Origin of the sequence: Actinomadura bangladeshensis, from assembly GCF_004348335.1 — a bacterium.
GTDB classification, from domain to species: Bacteria; Actinomycetota; Actinomycetes; order Streptosporangiales; family Streptosporangiaceae; genus Spirillospora; species Spirillospora bangladeshensis.
In genome coordinates this window covers 1-22,528 of sequence record NZ_SMJW01000021.1, presented here as the reverse complement: position 1 = coordinate 22,528, position 22,528 = coordinate 1, and the positions used below count along the sequence as shown (strand labels likewise).

Below are 22,528 nucleotides of genomic sequence, written 5' to 3'. Positions count from 1 at the left end.
TGCAACCTACGTCGGGCCTATGGCCACCATCGCTGATGCTTTTGAGGTACAGCACGCCACACCGATGCTTAAAGTGGCGGGCGGGCATGGGATGGGAGAGGCTGGACGCAGACGGTTGAACCGGTTGGTGACGCACTCGGCAAGCCTGGACGGAGAGGAAACCTGCGTGGCCCAGCGGGTGCTTGGTCTCGGGTAAGCCGGGGCGACAGCCTCTCTTAATACAGCCCGGTAGCGAGTCGAACCTGAAGGTCTCGCCGGTTCCGCTGACGCGGGGCAAGAAATGGAAAACGCAAGCGTTATCGGCTGGGACCGGGCGCGGTCCCCAGCAGGCGGACGGGATCGGGCGCGATCCCGGGTCAGGAGGCTGATGGTCGAAGACGGCAGTTCCGAGTCCGCGTCGAGTATGGCGAAGCGGCGCAACCGCCGGCCCCAAAGCGGGTCGAAGCGGAGGCGGGTGTTGTACATCTTGCTCTCGGACGACGAACACGGGGCGCTGGTGAGGGCGGCCGAGCGGGAGCACTTGGCGACTGCGGCTTGGGCGGCGCTGACGTTGCTGGCCGCTGCGAGCGGGACGCCGCGAGCAGAGCACAACGAGACGCGCGAGGTACTGCAGGCCGTCATGCAGGCGCGTGGTCAAGCGCAGCGAATCGGCGTCAATCTCAACCAGGCGGTCGCCGCACTGAATTCGGGGGAGGTGCCGTCGACGATCCAGTGGTACGCCCGCGCCGCCGAGCAGACGGTCCGCAAGCTGGACGACCTGGCCGAGGGGTTGAGAAGGCGGCTGCCGTGATCGTGAAGCCGATGCCTCCGAGCATTGCGTCGTGATCGGGAAGGTCTTGCGGGGCGTCCGGGTCCAGGGGTTGCTGCGCTACCTCTACGGCCCAGGCGCCAACGGCGAGCATCACAACCCGCACATCGTGGCGGGCTTCGAGGACACGGCCGGTCTGGAGCCGGGGGTGGGGCCTGATGGTCGCCGCGACTTTCGTCATTTGGAGGGTCTGCTGACACAGCCGCTGGCGTTGCTCGGTGAACGGAACTACCGCAAGCCCGTGTGGCACTGCGCGGTCCGGGCCGCTCCTGAAGACCCGGTCCTTACCGATGGGCAGTGGGCACAGATAGCGAGCGAGATCATGAAGCGGACCAAACTGGCTCCAGCGGGGGACGTGGACGCCGTTCGCTGGATCGCCGTCCGCCACGCCGACGACCACGTCCACATCGTGGCCACGCTGGCGCGTCCGGACGGCGGCCGCCCGGAGGTATGGAACGACGGGTACCGGGTCCGCGACGCCTGCCGGGCGGTGGAGGAACGGTTCGGTCTACGTTCCACGGCGCCGGCGGACCGGACAGTCGCCCGCCGCCCCAAACGCGCCGAGACCGAGAAGGCCGTCCGCCGTGGCCAGCCGGTGCCATCCCGAACCCTCCTGCGCCGCAAAGTCCAGGTGGCAGCCGCCGGCGCCTGCAGCGAGAGCGAGTTCTTCGAACGCCTCCAGGCCGACGGTGTCCTGGTGCGGCAGCGGTTCAGCCAGTGGACGGTCGGCGAACTGACCGGGTACGCCGTGGCTGCGCCCGGCGACGTGAACGCGGACGGGCAGCCGGTCTGGTACGGGGGAGGCAAGCTCGCCGCCGATCTCACGCTGCCCAAACTTCGGCATCGCTGGGCAGGTGCGGACGGGTCGATCCGTGGCTCGTCCGCCGTCCGTCCGCTGGATGGACGGCACCTGTCCGCGCGGACGAAGCGGGCCGTGCTGCGGACGACCGTCCGCCGGGTCGCGGACGAAGCCCGGACGACAACCGAGTTCCTCGACCAACTCCAGGACTGCGGCTTCCTGCTCAAGGTCCGCTACAGCCAGCAGTTCTCCGGTCAGATCACCGGCTATGCCGCCGCACTTCCCACCGAGCCCGCCGACGAAGAACCGGCTTGGTATTCAGGAAGCCAGCTTTCCGGCGACCTCTCGCTTACACGCCTCCAGCAACGCTGGGCATCGCCCACCACGGGCCGCGTGCCAGCCACCGGCCACAACGACCTGACCACTGAGGAACGACAGGCGCTCTACGACGACGCGGCCCGCGCCGCCGCTTACGCCACCGCACAGATCCGTCCTCACCTGGCCATCAACCCGTACGCGGTCCAAGACGCCTGCTGGGCCGCCTCCGATGCCCTCCACGCCGCCGCCCAAGCAACCGGCAACCAGCATCTCCGCCGCGCCGCCGACACCTACGACCGCGCGGCCCGCGCACCTTACGGTCGTATTCCACGGCCCACCCCTGCCGGCCACGCCCTGCGCACCACAGCCCGGCTCCTTGCGCTCACCGGCTCAGCGCAGAACCGGGCGACGGTGTCGGCCTTGATACTCGTCGCCAGCCTCATCGCCCTGCTCGAAACCATCGCCGAACTGCGCCGGCTCCAGAGTCGCCAAGCCCAAGCCGACGCCGCCCGAAAGGCCGCCGCGCAGGTCCGCGAAGCGAAACTCACCGATCCCGTCAACACGCCACAACCGACCGCAGAGGCGGCCATGCCCTCGCAAGCACGCCTGGCCATGGCCGCCTTCCCCAACCCGTGGGCTCCACTACCCGCGGCCCACAGCAGACCCGCGTCCCCAAGCCCCTCGGTGCCACCCCGGCCAAGCCGACAGCGCCGGTAACAGTCCGCCACGACGAAGACCTCACCCAACGCCCGGCACCCGGACACGGAGGCATCTGAATGCAGATCATGCGATACCAAGACCTCGACACACTTCCCACGGTCGTCAGCATCATGACCGCTGCACGCGCCCTGGGACTGTCCCGCACATACGCCCACGAACTGGCCAAACGAGGCGACTTTCCTTGCCGCATCATCCGAGTCGGAACCACCTACCGGGTGCCGACCGCGGAACTCCGCAAGCTGCTCGGCGTGACGTAGGCCGATAGGAAACCGCTTGAGGGGCCACGCATCCCGGGATGCCGACGAGGAAACTCGGCGTCCCGGGAACCGGCACCTCATCTCAGCGCCAGGCAGTCAAGCCCGGCTTCGCGATGATCTACTAACGGGTACGTTAGCGGATGATCTTGCTCGGAGCGGGCTATGGCCGGGTCGGCATGGCAGCCAGGCGGGGTCCGGGGCCTGAGCTTGAGTGTGGGCTCAGCCGACCTTCGGGGTGGCGCGGTCGATGATCGGGGCGACGTCCAGGCCCGGTGGGAGGGTGCCGAAGGCACCGCCCCAGTCGCCGGCCAGGCGGGTGGCGCAGAAGGCGTCGGCGACGGCCGGGTGGCCGTGTCTGACCAGCAGCGATGCCTGCAAGACGAGGGCCAAGTGCTCGGCTACTCGGCGGGCTCGGTACTCGATGGTCGTGGTGTCGGCGAAGCTTTCCTTGGTCTCCTTGATGGCCGCGTCGAGGCGCTTGTCGGCTCCTTGGGAGAGGGCAACTTCGTCGAAGAACGCCTCTAGGGTTTGCGGTTCGCGTAGCGTTGCGCGTAGGAGATCGAGTGCCGCGACGTTGCCGGAGCCCTCCCAGATGGAGTTGAGGGGGGACTCGCGGAACAGGCGGGGCATGCCGGAGTCTTCGACGTAGCCGTTGCCGCCCAGGCATTCGAGGGACTCGGCGGCGTGCGCCGGCCAGCGCTTGCAGACCCAGTACTTGCTGACGGCGAGGGCGAGGCGCTTGAAGGCCGTCTCGGACGCGTCGCCGCGGACCGAGCGGTCGGTGGCGCGGGCGAGGCGCAGCATCGTGATCCTGGCGGCCTCGGACTCGACCGCCAGGTCGGCGAGGACGTTGCGCATCAGCGGCTGGTCGATCAGGTACTTCCCGAACGCCCGGCGGTGCGCGGCGTGGTGGGCGGCGGTCGTGACGCCGAGCCGCATCCCGGCCGCGGCGCCGATCACGCAGTCGAGCCGGGTCATGTTGACCATTTCGATGATGGTGCGGACCCCGCGGCCCTCGTCCCCGACCCGCCAGGCGACCGCGTTCTCGTACTCCACCTCCGAGGAGGCGTTCGACTTGTTGCCGAGCTTGTCCTTCAGGCGCATCAGGCGGAGGGCGTTGAGGGTGCCGTCCGGCAGGACGCGGGGGACGAGGAAGCAGGTCAGGCCCTCGGGCGCCTGGGCCAGAGTGAGGAACACGTCGCACATCGGGGCGCTGGTGAACCACTTGTGGCCGACGAGGAGGTAGCTGCCGTCCGGCTGCGGCGCGGCCTGCGTGGTGTTGGCGCGGACGTCCGAGCCGCCCTGCTTCTCCGTCATCGACATGCCGGCGAGCAGCGCGTTCTTGGTGAGCGGCGCGCGCAGCCCGAAGTCGTACTCGCGGCCGGCGAGGAGCGGCTCGTACCGGGCGGCGAGTTCGGGGGACTGCCGCAGCGCGGGGACGGCCGCGTACGTCATCGAGACGGGGCAGCCGTGGCCGGCGTCGACGCGCCAGGTGTAGAACTTCGCGGCGCGGGCGACGTGGGCGCCCTCGCGGGAGTCGGCCCACGCGGAGCCGTGCAGCCCGTGCGTCACGGCGACGGTCATCAGCTCGTGCCAGGACGGGTGGAACTCGACCTCGTCGATCCGGTGCCCGTAGCGGTCGTGGGTGCGCAGGACGGGCGGGTTCTCGTTCGCGAGGCGCCCCCACTCCTGGGCCTGCTCGGTGCCCGCCAGGCGGCCCAGCTCGCGCACCTCCGGCTCGGCCCAGCCCGCGCCCTCGCGCGCCAGCCCGTCCAGCAGGACGGCCTCGTCGGCCACGTCGTGCCCGGTGAGCGGGGGAACCTGATTGACCACCTCGTGCGTCACCGTGCCGCCCTCCACAATTGCGTCCGCGAACGTTCACGCCGTTGCCGTGCAGGATACAGAACAACGTTCGGACGGCAGATGATCATGCCTGGACCGGGGCCGGAGGCCCATCCTCCTGAAGTGGTGGGGCGATCTCGTTCCCCCGGCGGATTGTCGCGCGGCGGCGGGGGCATACCTTCGAGGTATGAGTCAGTCCAGCCCGCAGCCCGAGCGGCCCTGCCCCGGCAGCCCGCCGGCCCGGCGGCAGGACGCGCGGCCGGTCCCCGGACCCCGCGACGCCGGGACCGCGCCCGGCGCCGTCCGGGCCTCCGACGCCGAGCGCGAGGCGGCGGTCGAGCGGCTGCGGATCGCCTCGGTCGAGGGACGGCTCACCTTCGAGGAGCTGACCGAGCGCACCGAGGCCGCCTACGCGGCCGTGAGCCGCGGCGACCTCGAGCACATCACCGCCGACCTGCCCGGCCTGGGCGCCCCCGGTGCGAACCCCGCGCCCGCCCAGGTGAAGCGCCGGTTCAGTGCCGTCATGGGCGACTGCAAGGAGCGCATCGTCGGCCGCATCGACGGGCCGCTGGAGGCGGTGTCGGTGATGGGCGACGTCGTGCTCGACCTGCGCGGCGCGCAGGTCACGACCGGCGAGGTCCGCATCTCCGCGACCGCCGTGATGGGCGACGTCAAGATCATCGTCCCGGACGGCGTGAGCGTCGAGCTGACCGGTCACAACTTCCTCGGCGACCGGAAGGTCAACGTCCGCGACCCCCACCCCGGCGCCCGCGTGCCCGTGGTCCGGGTCACCGCGACCGCCGTGATGGGCGACATCAAGATCGTTGACGACGAGCACCACGCGCCCGTCCGCCGCGCCATCGCCGAGTGGTGGAGGAACGGCAAGTAGCCTCAGCGGCTGTCGTCGCCCCGCTCGGCCTCCTCGACGCCCGCCTCGTCCGGCGGCAGCGTGTCGGGATGCTCGTACCGCACACCGGGCGTGCCCGTCCCACTGGTCTCCTCCCCGTCCGACACCGTGCGGCCGCGGGCGTCGGAGCGCCTGTTCACCGGTGTGAACTCGCGGTCGTGCGTCTCCTCGGGTTCATGCCCGAGATCCTCGCGCTTCATGGCACCCCGCATACCCGGCCGCCGGGACGCGAATCGGCGGCTCTCGTTGAGCTGCGGCGTGTTGTTCTTATTCGCAACCGCATAACAACAACACGCCGCAGGTGAACGGAGCTAGACGGCGGTGGCGGTGCGGGGCGTTGCGCACGCCTGCTCGTAGCGGTGGACGATCAGGTGCGCCACCTCCGGGGCCGCGCCGAGGGCCGGGGACACCGCGGCGGCGCCGGCGGCCAGGGCCTCGTCGCGGACCTTGTCGGTGAAGTAGCCGGGCGCGAGGAAGTAGGACGCCACCGCGACCCGCGGGGCGCCCGCCTCCAGCAGTGCCGCCACGGCCTCGCCCGGCTTCGGGCCGGTCGCCGACGCGTACGCCGGGACGACGTCCCGCCAGCCGCGCGGGCGCCACTCGCGGGCGAGCCGGGCGATCGTGGCGTTGGCGGACGCGTCGCTGGAGCCCGCCGACACCACGACGACCGCCGTGTCCGGGTCGCCGGGTTCGACGCCCGCGTCCGACAGGCGGCGCTCCAGCGCCCGGACGAGCAGCGGGTGCGGCCCCAGCGTGTCCGCCGTCCGCAGGCGCAGCCGGGGATGCCGGGCGCGCACCCGGTTCAGGGCGCCCGGGAGGTCGGTCTTGCTGTGGTAGGCGGCGGTGAGCAGCAGCGGCAGCACGACCGCCGCGCCGTGGCCGTCCCGGGCCAGGCCGTCCAGGAGCCGGTCCGGGGTCGGGGCGGCGTGGTCGAGGAAGGCGGCGTGCACGGGCACGTCCGGGCGGAGCGCCCGGACGGCGTCGAGCAGCGCGGTGACGGTCGCGGCGGCGCGGGGGTCCCTGCTCCCGTGCGCGACCGCGGCCATCGGGGGAGCGCTCACAGGTGGATACCGCACTCGGTCTTGCCCATCCCGGCCCACCGGCCGCTGCGCGGGTCCTCGCCGGGCGCGACCGGACGGGTGCACGGCGCGCAGCCGATCGACGGGTAGCCGTCGTAGTGCAGCGGGTTGACCAGCACCCCGTTGTCCTCGATGTAGTTGTCCATGTCCTCCTGGGACCAGTCCAGGATCGGGTTGACCTTGACCATGCCGCGCTTGCGGTCCCACTCGACGACCTTCCGGTCGCGGCGGCTCGCGGTCTCGTCCCGGCGGATGCCACTGAACCAGGCCATGTAGCCCTCCAGCGCGCGGCCGAGCGGCTCCACCTTGCGGAGGTGGCAGCACAGGTCGGGGTTGCGGCCGAACAGCCGGGGGCCGAGCGCGGCCTCCTGCTCCTCGACCGTCCGGGACGGGGTGACGTTGACGACGTTCACCGGGTACACGGCCTCGACCGCGTCCCGGGTGCCGATCGTCTCGGCGAAGTGGTAGCCGGTGTCGACGAACAGGACGTCGATGCCGGGCTTCACCTTCGACACCAGGTGGATCAGCGCCGCGTCCGACATGGACGAGGTGAGGCAGATGCGGTCGCCGAACGTGGCGACGGCCCACCGGATGACCTCCAGCGTGGGCGCGCCCTCCAGCGCGGCGGCGGCCGAATCGACGATGTCTTCCAGATCAAGGGTCGGCCGGTCGGTCTCCAGAAGAGTCACCGAGGGATCTCCTTGCTCGCGGTGCGGGGGGTCCCGACACCGAGGAACTTCAACGTGAAGGATCTGAGGCAGTCGGGGCAGAACCAGGAGCCGTGCTCTTCACGTGGCTCCAGGTTCTCCTCACCGCAGTACGGGCAGTAGAACGGCGCCATGCGCTCGCTCATGCGAGGACCGCCCTGCTCACTTGAGGTCGGCGTCGTCGGCGCGGTTCGCCCAGTCGGCGAAGGTCTCGCCCTCGGCGCGCTGCTCGTCGAACCTGCGCACGACCCGCTCGACGTAGTCGGTCAGCCCGGACGAGGTGGTCTTCAGCCCGCGGACCTTCTTGCCGAACGACCGGCCGAGCCGCCCGCCCAGGTGGACCTGGAAGCCCTCCACCTGGTCGCCGTTCTCGTCCACGACCAGCTGGCCCTTGAGTCCGATGTCGGCGACCTGGACGCGGGCGCAGGAGTTCGGGCAGCCGTTGATGTTGATGGTCAGCGGCTGCTCGAAGTCCGGGAGCCGCTTCTCCAGCTCGTCCATCAGGTCCATGGCGCGCTGCTTGGTGTCGACGATCGCGAGCTTGCAGTACTCGATGCCGGTGCACGCCATCATGTGCCGCCGGAACGTGGACGGGCGGGCGTGCAGGTCGTGCTCGGCGAGCGCCTCGACGAGCGCCTCGGTGTTCTCCTCCGGCACGTCCAGGATGATCATCTTCTGCTCGAGCGTGGTGCGGACGCGGCCCGAGCCGTAGCGGTCGGCCAGCTCGCCGATGACGCCGAGCAGCTCGCCGTTCAGCCGGCCCACCCGGGGCGCGAACCCGACGTAGAAGTTCCCGCCCTTCTGCGGGTGGACGCCCAGGTGGTCGCGGTGGACGTCCGGGGCGGCCGGCTCGGGGCCGTCCGGCAGCGCGTACCCGAGGTACTCCTTCTCCAGCACCTCGCGGAACTTGTCGGTGCCCCAGTCCTTGACCAGGAACTTCATCCGGGCGCGGCCGCGCAGCCGCCGGTACCCGTAGTCGCGGAAGATCGAGGTGACGCCGTGCCACACCTCGTGGGCCTGCTCGGGCTTCACGAACACGCCGAGGCTCTGGGAGAACATCGGGTTGGTGGACAGTCCACCGCCGACGAACAGCTGGTAGCCGGTCTCGCCCTGCTCGTTCACCACGCCGACGAACGCGATGTCGTTGATCTCGTGGACGGTGCAGTGCGACGTGCAGCCCGACAGCGCCGTCTTGTACTTGCGCGGCAGGTTGGAGAACTCGGGGGAGCCGATGTAGCGGTCGTGGATCTCGCGGAGCTGCGGCGTCGCGTCGATCACCTCGTCGGCGGCGATCCCGGCCAGCGGACAGCCGATGATCGTGCGCGGCACGTCGCCGCACGCCTCGGTGGTGTGCAGCCCGACGGCGGCGAGCGCCTCCCAGATCGCGGGGACGTCCTCGATGCCGACCCAGTGCAGCTGGATGTTGTGCCGGTTGGTGATGTCGGCGGTGCCGCGCGCGTACTTGGTGGAGATGTCGGCGATGGTCCGCAGCTGCGGACCGCTGAGCTGGCCGCCGTCGATGCGGATCCGCATCATGAAGTAGCGGTCCTCGAGCTCCTCGTCCGTGAGCGCGCCGGTCTTGCCGCCGTCGATGCCCGGGCGCCGCTGGGTGTACAGGCCCATCCAGCGGAACCGGCCGCGCATGTCGGACGGGTCGATCGAGTCGAAGCCCTGCTTGGAATAGATGTCGATGATGCGGCGGCGGACGTTCAGCCCGTCGTCGTTCTTCTTGTTCTCCTCGGTGGCGTTGAGGGGTTCCCGGTAGCCGAGGGCCCACTGGCCCTCGCCCTTCTTTTGCTTGATCGCTGGTGGCACGGCGCGCGTCCTCATCTGTTGGGCGTGAGGGGACGCGTAGCGCACCGGCAGTCTCGGACGGCCGGCTCAACGCTGAGCAGGATCAGGTCAAAGGTGTCGCCGATGCACCACGCGCCCGCTGAGCAGGGGGCGTGGTCGGGGCGTCACCGACAGATCGCGCTGCGGACGCGCTGGAAATCCACGTGGCGGCGCTTGGCCAGCAACGGGTCCGCGGCAGTCATACTCGAACTCTGACACGAGGTCTCGCGGCATGTCCAGTTGCGTCCGGGATACGGACACGTGAGATGCGTCATCCCTGCCGCCGCCAGTTCACCCCGGGCTCGCCGTCCGCGCCCGCCGGGCGCCCGGCGCGGCGCCGCTCCTGCGGGGTCGCGGGCGGCGGCCGGTGCTGGCAGTCGCACCACGACCCGCCGCGGCACTCCTCGTGGCGGCGCTCCCGGCAGGGCGGGCAGATCATGCCCCCATTGTCCCCCATCGCGGCGGATGCACTCGTTGATCATGGTCCGGATGACGTTCCGTGCCGTCTGACCGGGTATGGGCAGGGAGATGGACGGGGCAGCGGGCCCGCGGCGGGACGGCCGGGCGGGGGAGGCGATATGCACGCGACGCGCGGAGCGGACCACTGAAATGGTCGATGCGGCATGTTCCGGGCGCGTAACGCTCTACGGTGGGGCGGTGTGACGACCGTCTCCGACGCCGAGGGCGTCCCCTCGGCCGGGGACTCCGACTCCGAACGGGGGCCGCGCGCCCCCCGCCCGAACCTGCGCGGCCGGCTGTCCGCGCGCACCCGGTCGGCGGCGCGCACCGCGGGCCGGTTCTGCTGGATGCTGGTCAAGGGCACCGCGGTCGGCGCGTTCCGGTACCGGGTGACCGGCCTCGCGGCCGAGGCCGCGTTCTTCGCGCTGCTGTCGCTGCCGCCGCTCGTGATCGGGCTGATCGGCACGATGGGCCACCTGCGCGGCCTGTTCGGCGCCGGCACCGTGGCCGAGATCCGCTCCTGGGTGATCGAGCAGGCGCGGACCGTGCTGACCGGGCCCGCGGTCGACACGGTCGTCGTCCCGCTGATCGACGACGTGATCCGCGGCGGCAGCCCCGACATCGTGTCCGTCAGCTTCCTGATCTCGCTGTGGGCCGGGTCGCGGGCCACGAACGTCTACGTCGACACGATCACGATCTCCTACGGCCTGTCCGGCGTGCGCGGTGTGATCCGCACCCGGACGCGCGCGTTCGTGCTGTACCTCATCGGGCTGCTGGTCATGCTGATCGTCATCCCGATGCTGGTGGCGGGGCCGGCGCTGGTGCGGCAGGCGCTGCCGGAGAGCGCGCCGGCGGTGGAACTCTTGTACTGGCCGGTCGTGGTGATCCTGTCGATCCTCTTCCTCGCGCTGCTCTACCACATGAGCGTCCCGGTGCGGACGTCCTGGTGGCGCGAGGTGCCCGGCGCCGTCCTGGCGCTGCTGATCTGGATCCTCGGCAGCGCCGGCCTGCGGCTCTACCTGGCCGGGTCGCTGAGCGGCGTGTCGGTGTACGGGTCGCTCGCGGCCGCGATCGCGGTGCTCGCCTGGCTGTACGTGGCGGCGCTCGCGGTGCTGATCGGAGCCGCGCTGAACGCCGAGATCGACCGGCTGTGGCCGAGCGGCGACACCGCCCGTGCGCGCGCCGTGCGGGAGGCGCAGGCCACCCAGGTGCCCCGCGACCAGGGGACCACGGGTAAAAACAAACCCGAATCCGGCTCTGAATAGGCTAAACATGTCGTAACCTCGCGTGTCATGACCCCCAGTGAGGAGACTCGCCGGCTGCGGACCGTGACCGGCACGATCGCCACGTCGGACATCACCGGGCCGGTGCTCTCCCACGAGCACCTGCAGATGGACCTGCGCTGGCCGGCGCGCCCCCGGCTGGTCGAGTCCGACCCCGGACGCTGGCTGGACGAGGAGAAGGGCGTCCAGCGGGAGCTGTCCGCGCTGCGCAAGGAGCACGGCCTCGGCCTGGTCGTCGACCTGACGTGCGCGGGCATGGGCCGCAACGCCGCCGCGCTCGCCCGGATCAGCGCCGGCGCCCGGGTGGCCGTGGTCGCAGGCACGGGCGTGTTCACCGAGCCGTTCCACCCGGCGTTCGTCCGCGAGGCCCTGGACGCCGCAGGCCCGGCGGGGACCGGCCCGGACGGCACGACCGGCGTCGAGCGGCTCGCGGAGCGGCTGCTCGCCGAGGTCGGCTTCGGCATGGACGGCACCAACTGCCTGCCCGGCGTCATCGGCGAGATCGGCACCTGGGGCGAGGCCCCGTCCGAGGCCGAGGAGCTGTGCCTGCGCGCGGCCGCGCGGGCCGCCCGCTACTCCGGGCTGTCCGTGGCGACCTACGGCCGCGCGGGCCTCGCGCAGCTGGAGATCCTCACCGCCGCCGGGCTGTCCCCGGACCGGGTCGCGGTCGGCCAGCAGGACCGGGTGGACGACCCCGGCCAGCACCGCAAGATCGCCGAGACGGGCGGCTACGTGTCGTTCGGCACGCTCGGCCTCGCCGGCGAGGACCACGCCGCCGTCGGCCGCCGCGTCCGCTGCGTGATGGACCTGCTGGAGGCCGGGCACGCCGACCGGGTGCTGCTGAGCACCGGCGTCTCCCGGATGGCGCAGATCGGCCGCTACGGCGGCGCCGGCTTCGGCTACCTCTTCGAGGCGTTCCTGCCCGCGCTGCGGGCCGCGGGCGCCGACGACGCCACTCTGGACGCGATCCTGCACGACAACCCGCTGAGGTGGCTCACCGGTTCGTGACTGGGTAGGGGTGCCCTTGGAAGGGGGTGCACCCCATGTCCCGGAACAGATCCGCACGGGAGGACCTCCAGCGGGCGGAGACCGTCCGGCTCCCCTACACCGACCGCGCCGAGGCGGGCCGCGTGCTCGCCGAACACCTCGTCCCTCTCGGGCTGGAAGGGGCGGCCGTCCTCGCGCTGCCGCGCGGCGGCGTCCCCGTCGGCTACGAGGTCGCGCGGCGGCTCGGCTCCCCGCTCGACGTCCTGGTGACCCGCAAGATCGGGTACCCGCCGCAGCCCGAGCTCGGCGTCGGGGCCATCGCCGAGGGCGGCTCCCCGGTGTTCGACGGCGAGCTGCTGGCCCGGCTCGGGCTCCGCGAGGACGACCTGGCCGCCACGGTGGCGGCCGAGCGCGCCGAGCTGGACCGCCGCGTGGCGGCCTACCGGGGCGGCCGCGGGCTGCCCGAGGTCGCCGGGCGCCCGGTGATCGTGGTGGACGACGGGCTCGCGACCGGCGGCACCGCCCGCGCGGCGGTGCGGGCGATGCGCGAGCGCGGGCCGTCCCGGCTGGTGCTGGCGGTGCCGGTGGGCGCCGCGGAGACCGTCCGCGCGCTGGAGGCCGAGGTGGACGACGCGGTCGTCCCGGCGGCGCCGTGGGAGTTCCGCGCCGTCGGCCAGTGGTACCGCGACTTCGACCAGCTCACCGACGAGGACGTGACGGCCTGGCTGGAGCGGGCCGGACGCGCCCCCGGCGCGTGAAAAGGGCGCCGGATTTCGTGAAAGGCGCCACATCGCGGAGCCCTTTGCGGTAAAAGGCTCCGCGCGATTGTCGCGGTCCGATGTGACCGTCCCGTGATGCAGATGTGACTGGGTTGCCCCGGACCGGCCGGGAGAGGCCGGTCCGGGGCAACGCAAACGGCCCCGCGGTGCGGGGCCGTGTCGTTTTTCAGGTGGCGTGCCGGGGATTGCGATGGGAGCGTTTCGGCGGCCTTCGCGCTCGGTCAGGCGGCGTTGGCGCGACGCATCCGGCGACGGCGCTCGGACGCGCGCTCGTCCTCGTTCAGACCGCCCCACGTGCCGTACTTCTCGGGCCTGGACACCGCGTAGTCCAGGCACTCCGTGCGGACCGGGCAGCCCATGCAGATCTGCTTGGCCTTGCGCTCGCGGATCTCGCGCTCGGGCTGGCGCTCGCCGTCGGGACCGAAGAAGAGGACGAGGTCTTCCCCCCGGCACGCCGCGGCGTCCTGCCAGCCCCAGCTGGGACGAGGGAGGTTTGCCTGCCGACGTACCTGAGCCATGGAACACCCACCTTGATTGGTTTCGAACAAAAATCGGGACATGGACGCTCGACGTGCTTCGGGTGACATGAGTCAGAAGCGCCGAATGTTCCAACGTCTGGAGTTGCCGCTCTGTTCCCCGTCCGGTTACTCCGGAAACCTGGGGACGTGCGACACGGAGGCCCTCGAATGGGGCCTCAAGGAGATTACACGAGGGCCGCCTCGTTGAGAAGGGTGAGTTCCCTAACAACATGGGTTCGCAGGTTCTCCCCGCAGTCCGGTCCGCACGGATCGGCCTGCTGGACGGCCTCCAGGGTCACCCGGTAACGGCTCTGCCGCGCGACAACGACCGCTTCGTACCGCGATGTCCCAGTGACCGATTCGACGGTCACCTCGTCCACCCCGAGGAACCCGGTGTGCGCCCGGACGAAATGCTCGGCCGCCTGCGCCGGCTCGGGCGTCCCGGCCCGGCCGCGGAACCGGTCGAGGGCGACCTCGCCCCGCAGATAGGCGTCCACGGCCCGCACGGCCTCGGTCTCGCCGAGGTCGCCGTAGTAGAGCCCGTGGGGAAGACACACCAAATTCGCCGCAAATCGGTCGCCGCCTACATGGGTGGTCTCCCAGATGAGGCGGTCGAAACGTCCGGCGAGCGCGCGGGCCAGCGGGGCCCCCGTGCGCGCGCAGCAGGCGTTGTGCCGGCCGTGCGTGCAGGCCAGCAGCACCGGCTCGGCCACCGGCCCGCCGAGCCCCGGCGAGCGGCCCGCGGCGAGCGCGGCCAGGTCGAGCGACGCCAGCTCCGCCGGGTCGGCCAGCTCGCGCCCCTCCATCCAGACCTCGCCGCCGCTCGAGAACGCGGCGTAGACCTGGATCGGCGGGGTGGCGCGGCGGCGCCCGGGCCGCCGGATCAGCTGCGGCCGGACGCCGGCCCTCTTCGCGGCGCGCACCGTGCCGCCCACCGGATCGGAGCCGGGCAGGTCGGTGACGTTCTCCGGCCAGGGGCCGGGGTGCTCGACGAGCAGCCAGGCGCGCGCCTTCGTGGTCGCGCTCGCCAGGCACGGCCGCTCGCCCGTGTGGCTGCCAGGGCAGTGCCCGCAGCCGTTGCCGCGCGTCAAATGGTCCCCCCGGTCGATCTTCAATCGATTAGGTAAGGGTAACCTAACGGCTCGTCGTCAAACCAGGTGGGGGGAGACGGCAGGGGTGACAAAGGTCTCAGTGACGGTGCCCCCGCCGCCGCGGCTCAGTGCAGGGCGGCGTCGGGCAGCAGCGCCTCGGCGGCCGGCAGCGCGGCCTCCCGGTCGGCGGCGACCAGGCCGATCCGGGTGCGGCGGTCCAGGAGGTCGCCCGCGTCGAGGGCGCCCTCGTGCCGCACGGCCCAGGCCAGCTCCGCCCCGGTCACCGGCAGGTTCGGCAGCACCGGCTCCAGCAGGGCCGGGTCGTCGCCGCCCAGCGCGGTCAGCAGCGGTGCCTCGGTCCCGTACCGGTGGACGAGGCGGGCCGGCGCGTCCAGCGCGTCCAGCCGGGCGCGTGGAGCCGCTCCGACGAGCGGGAGGCGGGCGGTGCGGCTCGGCCCGGCGGTGAGGCCGCGGGCGCGCACGGCCGCGTCCACGGCGTCCTGCGCCATCCGCCGGTAGGTGGTGAGCTTGCCGCCGACGATCGTGACGACGCCGTCCCGGGAGGTCAGCACCGCGTGGCGGCGGGAGATGTCGGCCGTGTCGCGGCCGTTGCCCACGTCCAGGAGGGGGCGCAGGCCGGCGTAGGCGCCGATCACGTCGGCGCGGCGCACCGGGACGTCCACGGCGGAGCCGAGCACGTCGAGCAGGAACCCGATCTCGCCCTCGGTCGGCTCGGGCACGTCCGGGATCGGCCCGTCCGCCGGCTCGTCGGTCAGCCCCACGTAGACGCGGCCGTCGCCCTGGGGGAGGACCAGCATGAACCGGGCGCCGCCGCCCGGGATCGGCACGTGCAGGCCGGCGGACAGCCCGCGCAGCGTCTCCGCCCGCAGCACCAGGTGGGTGCCCCGCGACGGGCGCAGCCGCACCCCGTCCACCAGGCCGCCCGCCCAGACGCCGGCCGCGTTCAGCACCGCCCGCGCCCGGACGGTGAACTCCCGGCCGGTCAGCTCGTCCCGGACGAGGGCGCCGTCGCCGGTCAGCTCCACCGCCCGGCACCGGGTGAGGATCCGGGCGCCGTGCCCGGCGGCGGTCCGGGCGAGCGCGGTGACCAGGCGCGCGTCGTCGCAGAGCTGCCCGTCCCAGGACAGCAGCCCGCCGCGCAGCCCGAGCGGGCGCAGCGCGGGCGCGAGCCGCAGCGTCTCGACCGCCGACAGGCGGCGCGGGCCGGGCAGCACCGAGCGCGGGGTGCGCGCGGCGAGCCGGAGCAGGTCACCGGCGCGCATCCCGCCGCGTGAGACGGCCGCCTGCGCCCGCGACACCAGCGGGGTCAGCGGCAGGACGAACGGGAGCGCGCGCACCAGGTGCGGCGCCGTGCGGCGCATCAGCACGCCCCGCTCGACCGCGCTCTCGTGCGCGACGTCCACCTGCCCGGACGCGAGGTAGCGCAGCCCGCCGTGGATCAGTTTGGAGCTCCACCGGGAGGTGCCGAACGCCAGGTCGTGCGCGTCGACCGCGGCGACCGACAGCCCCCGCGACGCGGCCTCCAGCGCGGCGCCCGCCCCGGTGGCGCCGAGGCCGACGACCAGCACGTCCACCACCTCGCCCGGCAGGGCGGCGAGCTCGCGTTCGCGGCGTGCCGCGTTCAGCGACGTCCGCGGGTCCGGTCCGGTCATCAGGGTTCCTCCGTACGCGCCGCCGCCGTCCGGCGGAGGCGATGGGTCGGGCGGGCTCAGGGCGCGAGCATCCGGTCGAGGACGTGGCGCAGCTCGGCGTCGAAGGCGTCGGAATCGAGCTCGGCGTCGGCGTCGTCGATCATCGTCGGCGCCGACAGCGCGTAGGACTGGACGACCAGCAGCAGCGCCCGCGCCTGCCGGGCGGGATGGCCGGGGCGGATCGTCCCGTCGGCGTGCCCGGCCGCGACGCCCTCCTCGAACCACGCCAGGAACGCCAGCTGGCTGGCGCCGCAGCGGTCCAGGACGTAGGGGAGCAGCAGCTCCGGGTCCACTTCGATGATCTTGCGCAGCAGGGGGTGGTCGCGGAACGTGCGGACGCCGGCGACCAGGCCGTCCACCATCCGGGGCCGGACGGGGCGGCCGTCGTCGGGCGGCTGCAGCGCGGCGCCGATGCCGGTCCACTCGCGGGTCATCAGGTCCGCGACGATCGTGCGGACGTCCGGCCAGCGGCGGTACAGCGTCATCCGGGAGACGCCCGCGCGGCGGGCGATGTCGGTCAGCGTCGTCCGGCGCACCCCGACGGCCAGCACGCAGTCGCGCGCCGCGTCGAGCACGGTGTCGTCGGCGGTCCGCGCCGCCGCCCTGTTGTGACGATTCGACGTCATGTGTCACAGTGTAAGCCCAAGCGATGGGACGGGCGGAGAGGGAGGCGGCGTGGAGACGCGGGACATGCTGTGGAGCGGCTGGGGGGACCCGGCCCGGGCCGAGCCGCTGCCCGGGCCGACGGCCGGGCTGCTGCGCGACCTGCTCGGGGTGCGGCCCGCCGCGGCGCCGCCGGTGGAACTGGCGGCGGTGAAGGTCGCCGCGCCCCGGCTCCCGGGCGAGGATCTGACCGCGCTCGCCGCGATCGTCGGGGACGGGAACGTCCGCGCCGACGCGGAGTCGCGGATCCGGCACATGCGCGGCAAGTCGACGCCCGACCTGCTGCGCGCCCGCGCGGGCGAGACCTCCGACGCGCCGGACGCGGTGGTGCTCCCCGGCTCGCACCACGAGGTCCTCGCGGTGCTGGAGGTGTGCGCCGCCAAGCGGATCGCGGTGGTGCCGTTCGGCGGCGGCACGTCGGTGGTCGGCGGCCTCGCCCCGGAGGGCGTGGACGCCTTCGTCGCCCTCGACCTGCGGCGCATGGACCGCCTCGTCTCGGTCGACGAGGTCTCCCGGACCGCCGTCCTGCAGCCGGGCCTGCGCGCGCCGGCGGCGGAGGCGCTGCTCGCCGAGCGCGGCTTCACCCTCGGGCACTTCCCGCAGTCGTTCGAGTGGGCGTCGATCGGCGGGTTCGCCGCCGCGCGGTCCAGCGGGCAGGCCTCCGCCGGGTACGGGCGGTTCGACGACATGGTCGTCGGCCTCACCGTGGCGACCCCGACGGGGGCGCTGGAGGTCGGCCGCGCGCCGAAGTCCGCCGCGGGGCCCGATCTGCGGCAGCTCGTCCTCGGCTCGGAGGGCGCGTTCGGCGTGATCACGTCGGTCACCGTGCGGATCCGGCCCGTTCCGGAGGCGCGGGAGTACGAGGGCTGGCGGTTCGCCTCGTTCGACGCGGGCGCCGCCGCGCTCCGCCGGCTCGCCCAGGACGGCCCGCTCCCCACGGTGCTGCGGCTGTCGGACGAGACCGAGACCATGGTCGGCCTGGCCGACCCGTCGGCCATCGGCCAGGGGACGTCGGCCGGATGCCTGGCCGTGGTCGGGTTCGAGGGCGCGCCGGACGACGTGGCCGCCCGCCGGGCCGGGGCGGCGGACGTGCTCGGCGCCGCCGGCGGCGAGCCGCTCGGCACCGCGCCGGGCGAGAAGTGGGAGCACGGCCGCTTCAGCGCCCCCTACCTGCGCGACTCCCTGCTGGACGCCGGCGCGTTCGTCGAGACGCTGGAGACCGCCGGGTTCTGGTCGGACGTCCCGAAGCTGTACGAGGCCGTGCGGCACGCGCTGATCGGGACGCTCTCCGGGGCGGGGACGCCGCCGCTGGTCATGTGCCACATCTCGCACGTCTACGAGACCGGCGCGTCCCTGTACTTCACCGTCGTGTCGGCGCAGGGCGAGGACCCGGTCGAGCACTGGGCGCACGCGAAGCGCGCGGCCAACGACGCGATCACCGGGACCGGCGGGACCATCAGCCACCACCACGGCGTCGGCACCGACCACCGCGACTGGTATGCAAGGGAGATCGGGCCGCTGGGCGCCGCCGTGCTTCGCGCGATCAAGGACCGGGTGGATCCGGCCGGGATCCTCAACCCGGGCGTCCTCGTCCCGCCGGCCCCGGAGGAGTAGCCGCCATGCGCGCGTTCACCGCGATCGTCAACCCGGCGGCGGGCGGTTCCGCGTCCGCCGCCGGCCTGATGCCGCTCGGGCGGCTGCTGCGCGAGGCGGGCGCCGAGCTCGACGTCGAGTACAGCCGCAGCATGGAGCACGCCGCCGGGGTGGCCCGCGCCGCGGCGGAGGCGGGGCGCGTCGTGCTCGGCGTCGGCGGCGACGGCATGGTCGGCTGCGTGGGCGGCGTCCTCGCGGGGACCGGCGCCGTCTTCGGCATCGTCCCGGCCGGGCGCGGCAACGACTTCGCGCGGCAGCTCGGCGTCCCCTCCGACCCGGCGGAGCTCGCCCCGCTGCTGCTCGAAGGGGAGCCGCGCGCGGTGGACGCCATCGAGGCCAACGGGACGCCCGTGCTCGGCAGCGTCTACGCCGGCATCGACGCGATCGCCAACGACAACGCCAACAGGACGCGGCTGCTGCGCGGCTCCGCCGCCTACTATGTGGGCGCGTTGCGGGCGGTCGTCTCCTGGCGGCACGCCGACTACGTGATCACCGTGGACGGCGAGCGGCATCGATGGGAGGGCTACACCGTCGTCGCGGCGAACTCCGGCTACTACGGGTTCGGCAAGCACATCGCCCCGGACGCGCGCGTGGACGACGGCCTGCTCGACGTCATCGTCATCCGCAAGGCGCCGCGGACGCTGTTCTTCGCCGTGATGCGCGAGCTGGCGGACGGGTCGCACGTCCGGCGCCCCGAGGTGGAGGTCGTGCGCGGCCGGGAGGTGCGGATCGAGCTGGCCGGGCCGCCCGGCCGGACGCTCCCGTACGGGGCCGACGGCGAGCTGCCCGGCGTCCTGCCGGTCACGGCGAAGATCATGCCGGGCGCGCTGCGGGTGCTCGCCCCCTGAGGTTTTGGCCCGCCGTTTGGGGCGGTTTACGCCACCATTACGGCCCTCCATATAGCGTCAATTACGTCCCGCTTTCGGGACCTTGGGGCCGTCTGCGGAGGCATCATGAGAGGCGACTGCACGCTCGCCGTTCTGGGGGGACTCATGATGCCCGCGGCCGCCCCGGACGTGGTGGCGCCGGCGTCCTTGGGGGTGGCGCCGGCGTCCACCACGCGCACCTCTCCACGGGCCCGTGACCGGGTCCCGTGCCCGGCTTGACGCGGAGATCGCCTCCGGACAGTCTGTGAGGATTCCCTCACCCCAGCCGGAGGCTTTCCGTGTCCGAGGTTTCACCCGCGCCCGACAACTCGCGCACGTCCGAGGAGGGCGCGGGCTGGAGCTGCGGGAGCCCCGGCACGTTCAACGAGCTGCTGCCGGCCCGCGTCCCCGACTTCTCGTGGCGGCGCCCGTCGGTGCTGTGGCGGTCCCGCAACGACGTGATCGCGCGGCTGTTCGGCGACCCGTCCGACGCGATCCGGCGGCGCTGCGTCGCCGCGCTGCGCGAGCGCGGCACCCCGGCCGCGTTCACCGTGCACCGCTCGTCGCCGGAGTTCTCGTTCGCGCTGCTCGGCGATACCGGCGAGGGCGACCGGTCGCAGTACGCGGTGGTGCCGCCGCTGCTGCACGCCGCCGCCGGCACCGACTTCATGATCGTCGCCAGCGACGTGATCTACCCGACGGGGGACGGGAGCCAGTACCCGGAGAAGTTCTTCCGCCCCTACAAGGACTACCCGGCGCCCATCTACGCCGTCCCCGGCAACCACGACTGGTACGACGGGCTGCGCGGCTTCCTGCACGTGTTCTGCGCCCTGGACGCCGACTGCTCGCCGCCGCCCTGGCGGGGCCCGCTCGCGTTCCTGCCGCGGCTGCTGTGGCGCCACTCCGGCACGATCGACCCGGAGGTCCTCGCCGAGGCCCGCCGCACGTTCCGCGGCGCGCCCGGGCAGCAGGCCGTCCAGCCGGGGCCGTACTGGGCGATCGACACGCCGTCGCTGCGGATCATCGGCATCGACACCGGGATCACCGGGGGCCTCGACCGCGACCAGGGCCGGTGGCTGCGCGCGGTGTCCGGTGGCCCCAAACCCAAGCTGCTGGTGACCGGAAAGCCCCTGTACGTGGACGACGACCACCGGCCGGGGCCGATCGAGGGCGGCGGGACGGTCGACGAGATCGTCCGCGACCCGGCCCACCACTACGTGGCCGCGATCGGCGGCGACATCCACAACTACCAGCGCTACCCGGTGCGGACGGACGACGGCCGGACGATCCAGTACGTCGTCTCGGGCGGCGGCGGCGCGTTCATGCACGCGACGCACACGATCCCCCGGACGCACGTGGTGGAGGAGAACGAGTTCCGCTGCTACCCGCTGCGCGGCGACTCCCTGTCCCGCTACAGCAAGCTGTACGGGCGCTGGCTGCGGCTGCCGAGGCTGTTCGAGCTGACTCCGGAGGAGGCCACCGCGGCCGTCCGGTACCGGCTGGGCATCCGGCCGGGGCGCGGCTACAGGGCGGCCGGGCACGACCGGCCGTCCCGCCGCGCGCGCTTCGTCGCCTCCGTCCTCGGCGTCCCGCGCGACGGCCGCCGCCGCCCCCGGTTCCTGCGGCTGCCGGTGCGCCGGCTCCCGCAGCGCTTCCGCTCGGAGCTGGCCGACTGGGACAGGCCGCCGTTCTTCAAGAGCTTCCTGCGCCTGGACGTGACGGAGGAGCGGCTCCGGATCCGCTGCTACGCCGCGACCGGCTGCGGCGACCACGAGGCGGCGCCGCCGTGCGAGGACGAGGTGACGATCCCGCTGCGGTAACCCGTCGGCCCGGCGAACATGTCGGAAAAGTGTCCACAATCGGCGTTTTGTGCGCTCGACGTGGCCGCATGCCGTTACAGTCATGCCTCAAACCCACGGGTGAACGGTTACGGACGGTCGGCCGGAAAACGACCGCGTCCCACAGGAAGAGCGAGACTCGATGAGTTACCCCCAGCAGGGTCAGGGCCAAGCCCAGCAGCCTTACCAGGGCGGCAACGTCCCCGCCCCTGCACAGCAGGGCGCCCCCGCCGCCGTCGGCGCGGGCCACAACATGAAGCGACGCAACCCGGTCGGAGCCTGGCTCGGCCTCCCCCTCATCACCTTCGGCATCTACGGGCTCGTCTGGTTCTTCAAGGTCCACGACGAGCTGCACCAGTACGACCGCCGCATCGACAACGCCGCCACGAACGCGCTGCTGTCCATGCTGTTCGGCGCCATCACGCTCGGCATCTGGCCCCTGGTCATGTACGTCAAGCTCGGCGGCCGCATCGCCCAGGCCCAGCGCGCCGCCGGCCTCCAGCCGAGCTGCAGCGGCGGCATCGGCTTCTTGCTCGGCATCTTCGGCTTCGGCGTGCTGTACTACCAGATCCAGCTGAACAAGGTCGTCGACCGCTACGGCGACACCCCGGCCGGCCAGCAGGTCTCGCTGGTCGCCTGATCCACCGATCGCATCGGGGCTACGGCCCTGGCCCCCGCTGAGAGATCACGCCGGAACCCCTTCGCGGATCACCCGCCGCGGAGGGGTTCCGGCGTGCCGGGGGTTCTGTCGGCGGGCACCGCCAGAATGGACGGGTGAGGATCGCGGTGGCCGCCGGGCCCGGCGGCGGGGGAGTGCTGCGGACGCTCGCCGAGGACGGCGCGCCCGCCGCCCCCGCGCGCCCCGTCCGCGACCTGGTCGCCGCGATCGCCGAGCAGGAGCGCGCCGCCGCGCCGCGCTGGGTGTGGCCGTCCACCGCGCGGCTCTACCCGCGGCTGCTCGGCGCGGGCGTCCGGGTGGCCCGCTGCCACGACCTCGAACTCGTGGAGAGCCTGCTGCTCGGCCACGCCGGACGGTACGGGGAGCCCCGCTCGGTGCGCGCGGCCTGGGCGCGGCTGCGCGGCGAACCGGTGCCGCCCGACCGCCCGCCGCCCGAGGACGAGCCCGCCCAGGCGCCGCTGTTCGACGACGGCACCGGACGCGCCGAGCCCGCCGACGACATCGCGCAGGTCGTCGCGGTGCACGCCGCCCAGCAGCGGGCCGTCGCCGGGCTGAACGGCTTCGCGCTGCTCGCCGCGGCCGAGTCGGCGGGCGCGCTGGTCGCCGCCGAGATGGGGCACGACGGGCTGCCCTGGTCGGCGCGGGAGCACGACGCGCTGCTCACCGAACTGCTCGGCCCGCGCCCCACCGGCGGCCTCCGCCCCCGCAAGCTGCAGGATCTGGCCGACCG

At 73.0% G+C, this 22,528-nt stretch carries 22 protein-coding genes and 1 pseudogene; 12 read left to right on the top strand and 11 right to left on the bottom strand.

The genetic code is table 11. The annotated features are described in order from the left end of the window. Positions 1-367 precede the first annotated feature (367 nt). From E1284_RS06735 to E1284_RS06725, 3 genes are read left to right on the top strand one after another with little or no spacing between them, the layout of a single operon-like run. On the top strand, positions 368-790 hold the full coding sequence (locus E1284_RS06735) for a hypothetical protein (RefSeq protein ID WP_131938115.1): 423 nt from the start codon (positions 368-370) through the stop codon (positions 788-790). 31 nt (positions 791-821) lie between these two features. Beyond that, complete coding sequence (locus tag E1284_RS06730; protein WP_131938114.1) at positions 822-2,642, top strand: relaxase/mobilization nuclease domain-containing protein; 1,821 nt, start codon at positions 822-824, stop codon at positions 2,640-2,642. A gap of 59 nt (positions 2,643-2,701) precedes the next feature. Next, entirely contained in the window at positions 2,702-2,902 is a 201-nt protein-coding gene (locus tag E1284_RS06725; RefSeq protein ID WP_243714302.1) for a helix-turn-helix domain-containing protein, read from the top strand. 219 nt (positions 2,903-3,121) lie between these two features. On the opposite strand, the gene E1284_RS06720 is transcribed toward E1284_RS06725, so the two are convergent. Continuing rightward, positions 3,122-4,747 carry an acyl-CoA dehydrogenase family protein gene (locus tag E1284_RS06720; protein WP_131938113.1) on the bottom strand — a complete coding sequence of 542 codons (1,626 nt, stop codon included), beginning with the start codon at positions 4,745-4,747 and terminating at the stop codon, positions 3,122-3,124. 184 nt (positions 4,748-4,931) lie between these two features. Here E1284_RS06720 and E1284_RS06715 point away from each other — a divergent pair, with 184 nt between their 5' ends. Then, positions 4,932-5,633: a DUF1707 domain-containing protein gene (locus E1284_RS06715; protein ID WP_131938112.1), complete on the top strand. Its 702-nt coding sequence runs from the start codon at positions 4,932-4,934 to the stop codon at positions 5,631-5,633. Positions 5,634-5,635: 2 nt separating this feature from the next. On the opposite strand, the gene E1284_RS06710 is transcribed toward E1284_RS06715, so the two are convergent. The 6 genes from E1284_RS06710 to E1284_RS41255 form a co-directional block, all read right to left on the bottom strand. Next, positions 5,636-5,851 (bottom strand): hypothetical protein, encoded by a 216-nt coding sequence (locus E1284_RS06710; RefSeq protein WP_131938111.1) that lies wholly within the window; start codon positions 5,849-5,851, stop codon positions 5,636-5,638. A gap of 111 nt (positions 5,852-5,962) precedes the next feature. Then, positions 5,963-6,697 (bottom strand): sirohydrochlorin chelatase, encoded by a 735-nt coding sequence (locus E1284_RS06705; protein WP_131938139.1) that lies wholly within the window; start codon positions 6,695-6,697, stop codon positions 5,963-5,965. An 11-nt stretch (positions 6,698-6,708) separates the two neighbouring features. Further along, positions 6,709-7,419, bottom strand: coding sequence for a phosphoadenylyl-sulfate reductase (locus E1284_RS06700; RefSeq protein ID WP_131938110.1), 711 nt, complete (start codon positions 7,417-7,419; stop codon positions 6,709-6,711). Continuing rightward, positions 7,416-7,583: an Insertion element protein gene (locus E1284_RS06695; protein ID WP_131938109.1), complete on the bottom strand. Its 168-nt coding sequence runs from the start codon at positions 7,581-7,583 to the stop codon at positions 7,416-7,418. The genes E1284_RS06700 and E1284_RS06695 overlap by 4 nt, the downstream gene beginning before the upstream one ends. A 16-nt stretch (positions 7,584-7,599) precedes the next feature. Next, positions 7,600-9,267 (bottom strand): nitrite/sulfite reductase, encoded by a 1,668-nt coding sequence (locus E1284_RS06690; RefSeq protein ID WP_207923602.1) that lies wholly within the window; start codon positions 9,265-9,267, stop codon positions 7,600-7,602. Between the two features lie 274 nt (positions 9,268-9,541). Then, on the bottom strand, positions 9,542-9,709 hold the full coding sequence (locus E1284_RS41255; RefSeq protein WP_165965152.1) for a hypothetical protein: 168 nt from the start codon (positions 9,707-9,709) through the stop codon (positions 9,542-9,544). A gap of 220 nt (positions 9,710-9,929) precedes the next feature. On the opposite strand from E1284_RS41255, the gene E1284_RS06685 reads away from it, so the two are divergent. Genes E1284_RS06685 through E1284_RS06675 form a run of 3 tightly spaced genes read left to right on the top strand, consistent with a single transcriptional unit; the run spans position 9,930 to position 12,757 of the window. Beyond that, the gene (locus E1284_RS06685) at positions 9,930-10,994 is read left to right on the top strand and encodes a YihY/virulence factor BrkB family protein (protein ID WP_243714301.1); all 1,065 of its coding nucleotides are present in this window, start codon (positions 9,930-9,932) and stop codon (positions 10,992-10,994) included. Between the two features lie 27 nt (positions 10,995-11,021). Then, the gene (locus E1284_RS06680; protein WP_131938106.1) at positions 11,022-12,020 is read left to right on the top strand and encodes a phosphotriesterase family protein; all 999 of its coding nucleotides are present in this window, start codon (positions 11,022-11,024) and stop codon (positions 12,018-12,020) included. A gap of 35 nt (positions 12,021-12,055) precedes the next feature. Then, positions 12,056-12,757, top strand: coding sequence for a phosphoribosyltransferase (locus E1284_RS06675; RefSeq protein WP_131938105.1), 702 nt, complete (start codon positions 12,056-12,058; stop codon positions 12,755-12,757). A gap of 242 nt (positions 12,758-12,999) precedes the next feature. Here E1284_RS06675 and E1284_RS06670 read toward each other — a convergent pair whose 3' ends face one another. From E1284_RS06670 to E1284_RS06655, 4 genes are all read right to left on the bottom strand, one after another. Beyond that, entirely contained in the window at positions 13,000-13,296 is a 297-nt protein-coding gene (locus tag E1284_RS06670; RefSeq protein WP_021600082.1) for a WhiB family transcriptional regulator, read from the bottom strand. Positions 13,297-13,481: 185 nt separating this feature from the next. After that, on the bottom strand, positions 13,482-14,411 hold the full coding sequence (locus E1284_RS06665; protein ID WP_341770376.1) for a sucrase ferredoxin: 930 nt from the start codon (positions 14,409-14,411) through the stop codon (positions 13,482-13,484). A gap of 101 nt (positions 14,412-14,512) precedes the next feature. Then, complete coding sequence (locus E1284_RS06660) at positions 14,513-16,060, bottom strand: glycerol-3-phosphate dehydrogenase/oxidase (RefSeq protein WP_131938104.1); 1,548 nt, start codon at positions 16,058-16,060, stop codon at positions 14,513-14,515. A gap of 56 nt (positions 16,061-16,116) precedes the next feature. Beyond that, the gene (locus E1284_RS06655) at positions 16,117-16,725 is read right to left on the bottom strand and encodes a TetR/AcrR family transcriptional regulator (RefSeq protein ID WP_131938103.1); all 609 of its coding nucleotides are present in this window, start codon (positions 16,723-16,725) and stop codon (positions 16,117-16,119) included. A gap of 64 nt (positions 16,726-16,789) precedes the next feature. On the opposite strand from E1284_RS06655, the gene E1284_RS06650 reads away from it, so the two are divergent. From E1284_RS06650 to E1284_RS06630, 5 genes and pseudogenes are all read left to right on the top strand, one after another. Beyond that, positions 16,790-18,376, top strand: a complete 1,587-nt coding sequence (locus E1284_RS06650) for an FAD-binding oxidoreductase (protein WP_131938137.1) — start codon at positions 16,790-16,792, stop codon at positions 18,374-18,376. A gap of 5 nt (positions 18,377-18,381) precedes the next feature. Next, positions 18,382-19,263, top strand: a complete 882-nt coding sequence (locus tag E1284_RS06645) for a diacylglycerol/lipid kinase family protein (protein ID WP_131938102.1) — start codon at positions 18,382-18,384, stop codon at positions 19,261-19,263. Positions 19,264-19,580: 317 nt separating this feature from the next. Continuing rightward, positions 19,581-21,101 carry a metallophosphoesterase family protein gene (locus E1284_RS06640; RefSeq protein WP_131938101.1) on the top strand — a complete coding sequence of 507 codons (1,521 nt, stop codon included), beginning with the start codon at positions 19,581-19,583 and terminating at the stop codon, positions 21,099-21,101. Positions 21,102-21,261: 160 nt separating this feature from the next. Further along, entirely contained in the window at positions 21,262-21,759 is a 498-nt protein-coding gene (locus E1284_RS06635; RefSeq protein ID WP_131938100.1) for a DUF4234 domain-containing protein, read from the top strand. A 134-nt stretch (positions 21,760-21,893) separates the two neighbouring features. Beyond that, positions 21,894-22,528 (top strand): annotated as a pseudogene (locus E1284_RS06630) (bifunctional 3'-5' exonuclease/DNA polymerase); the annotation flags it as partial.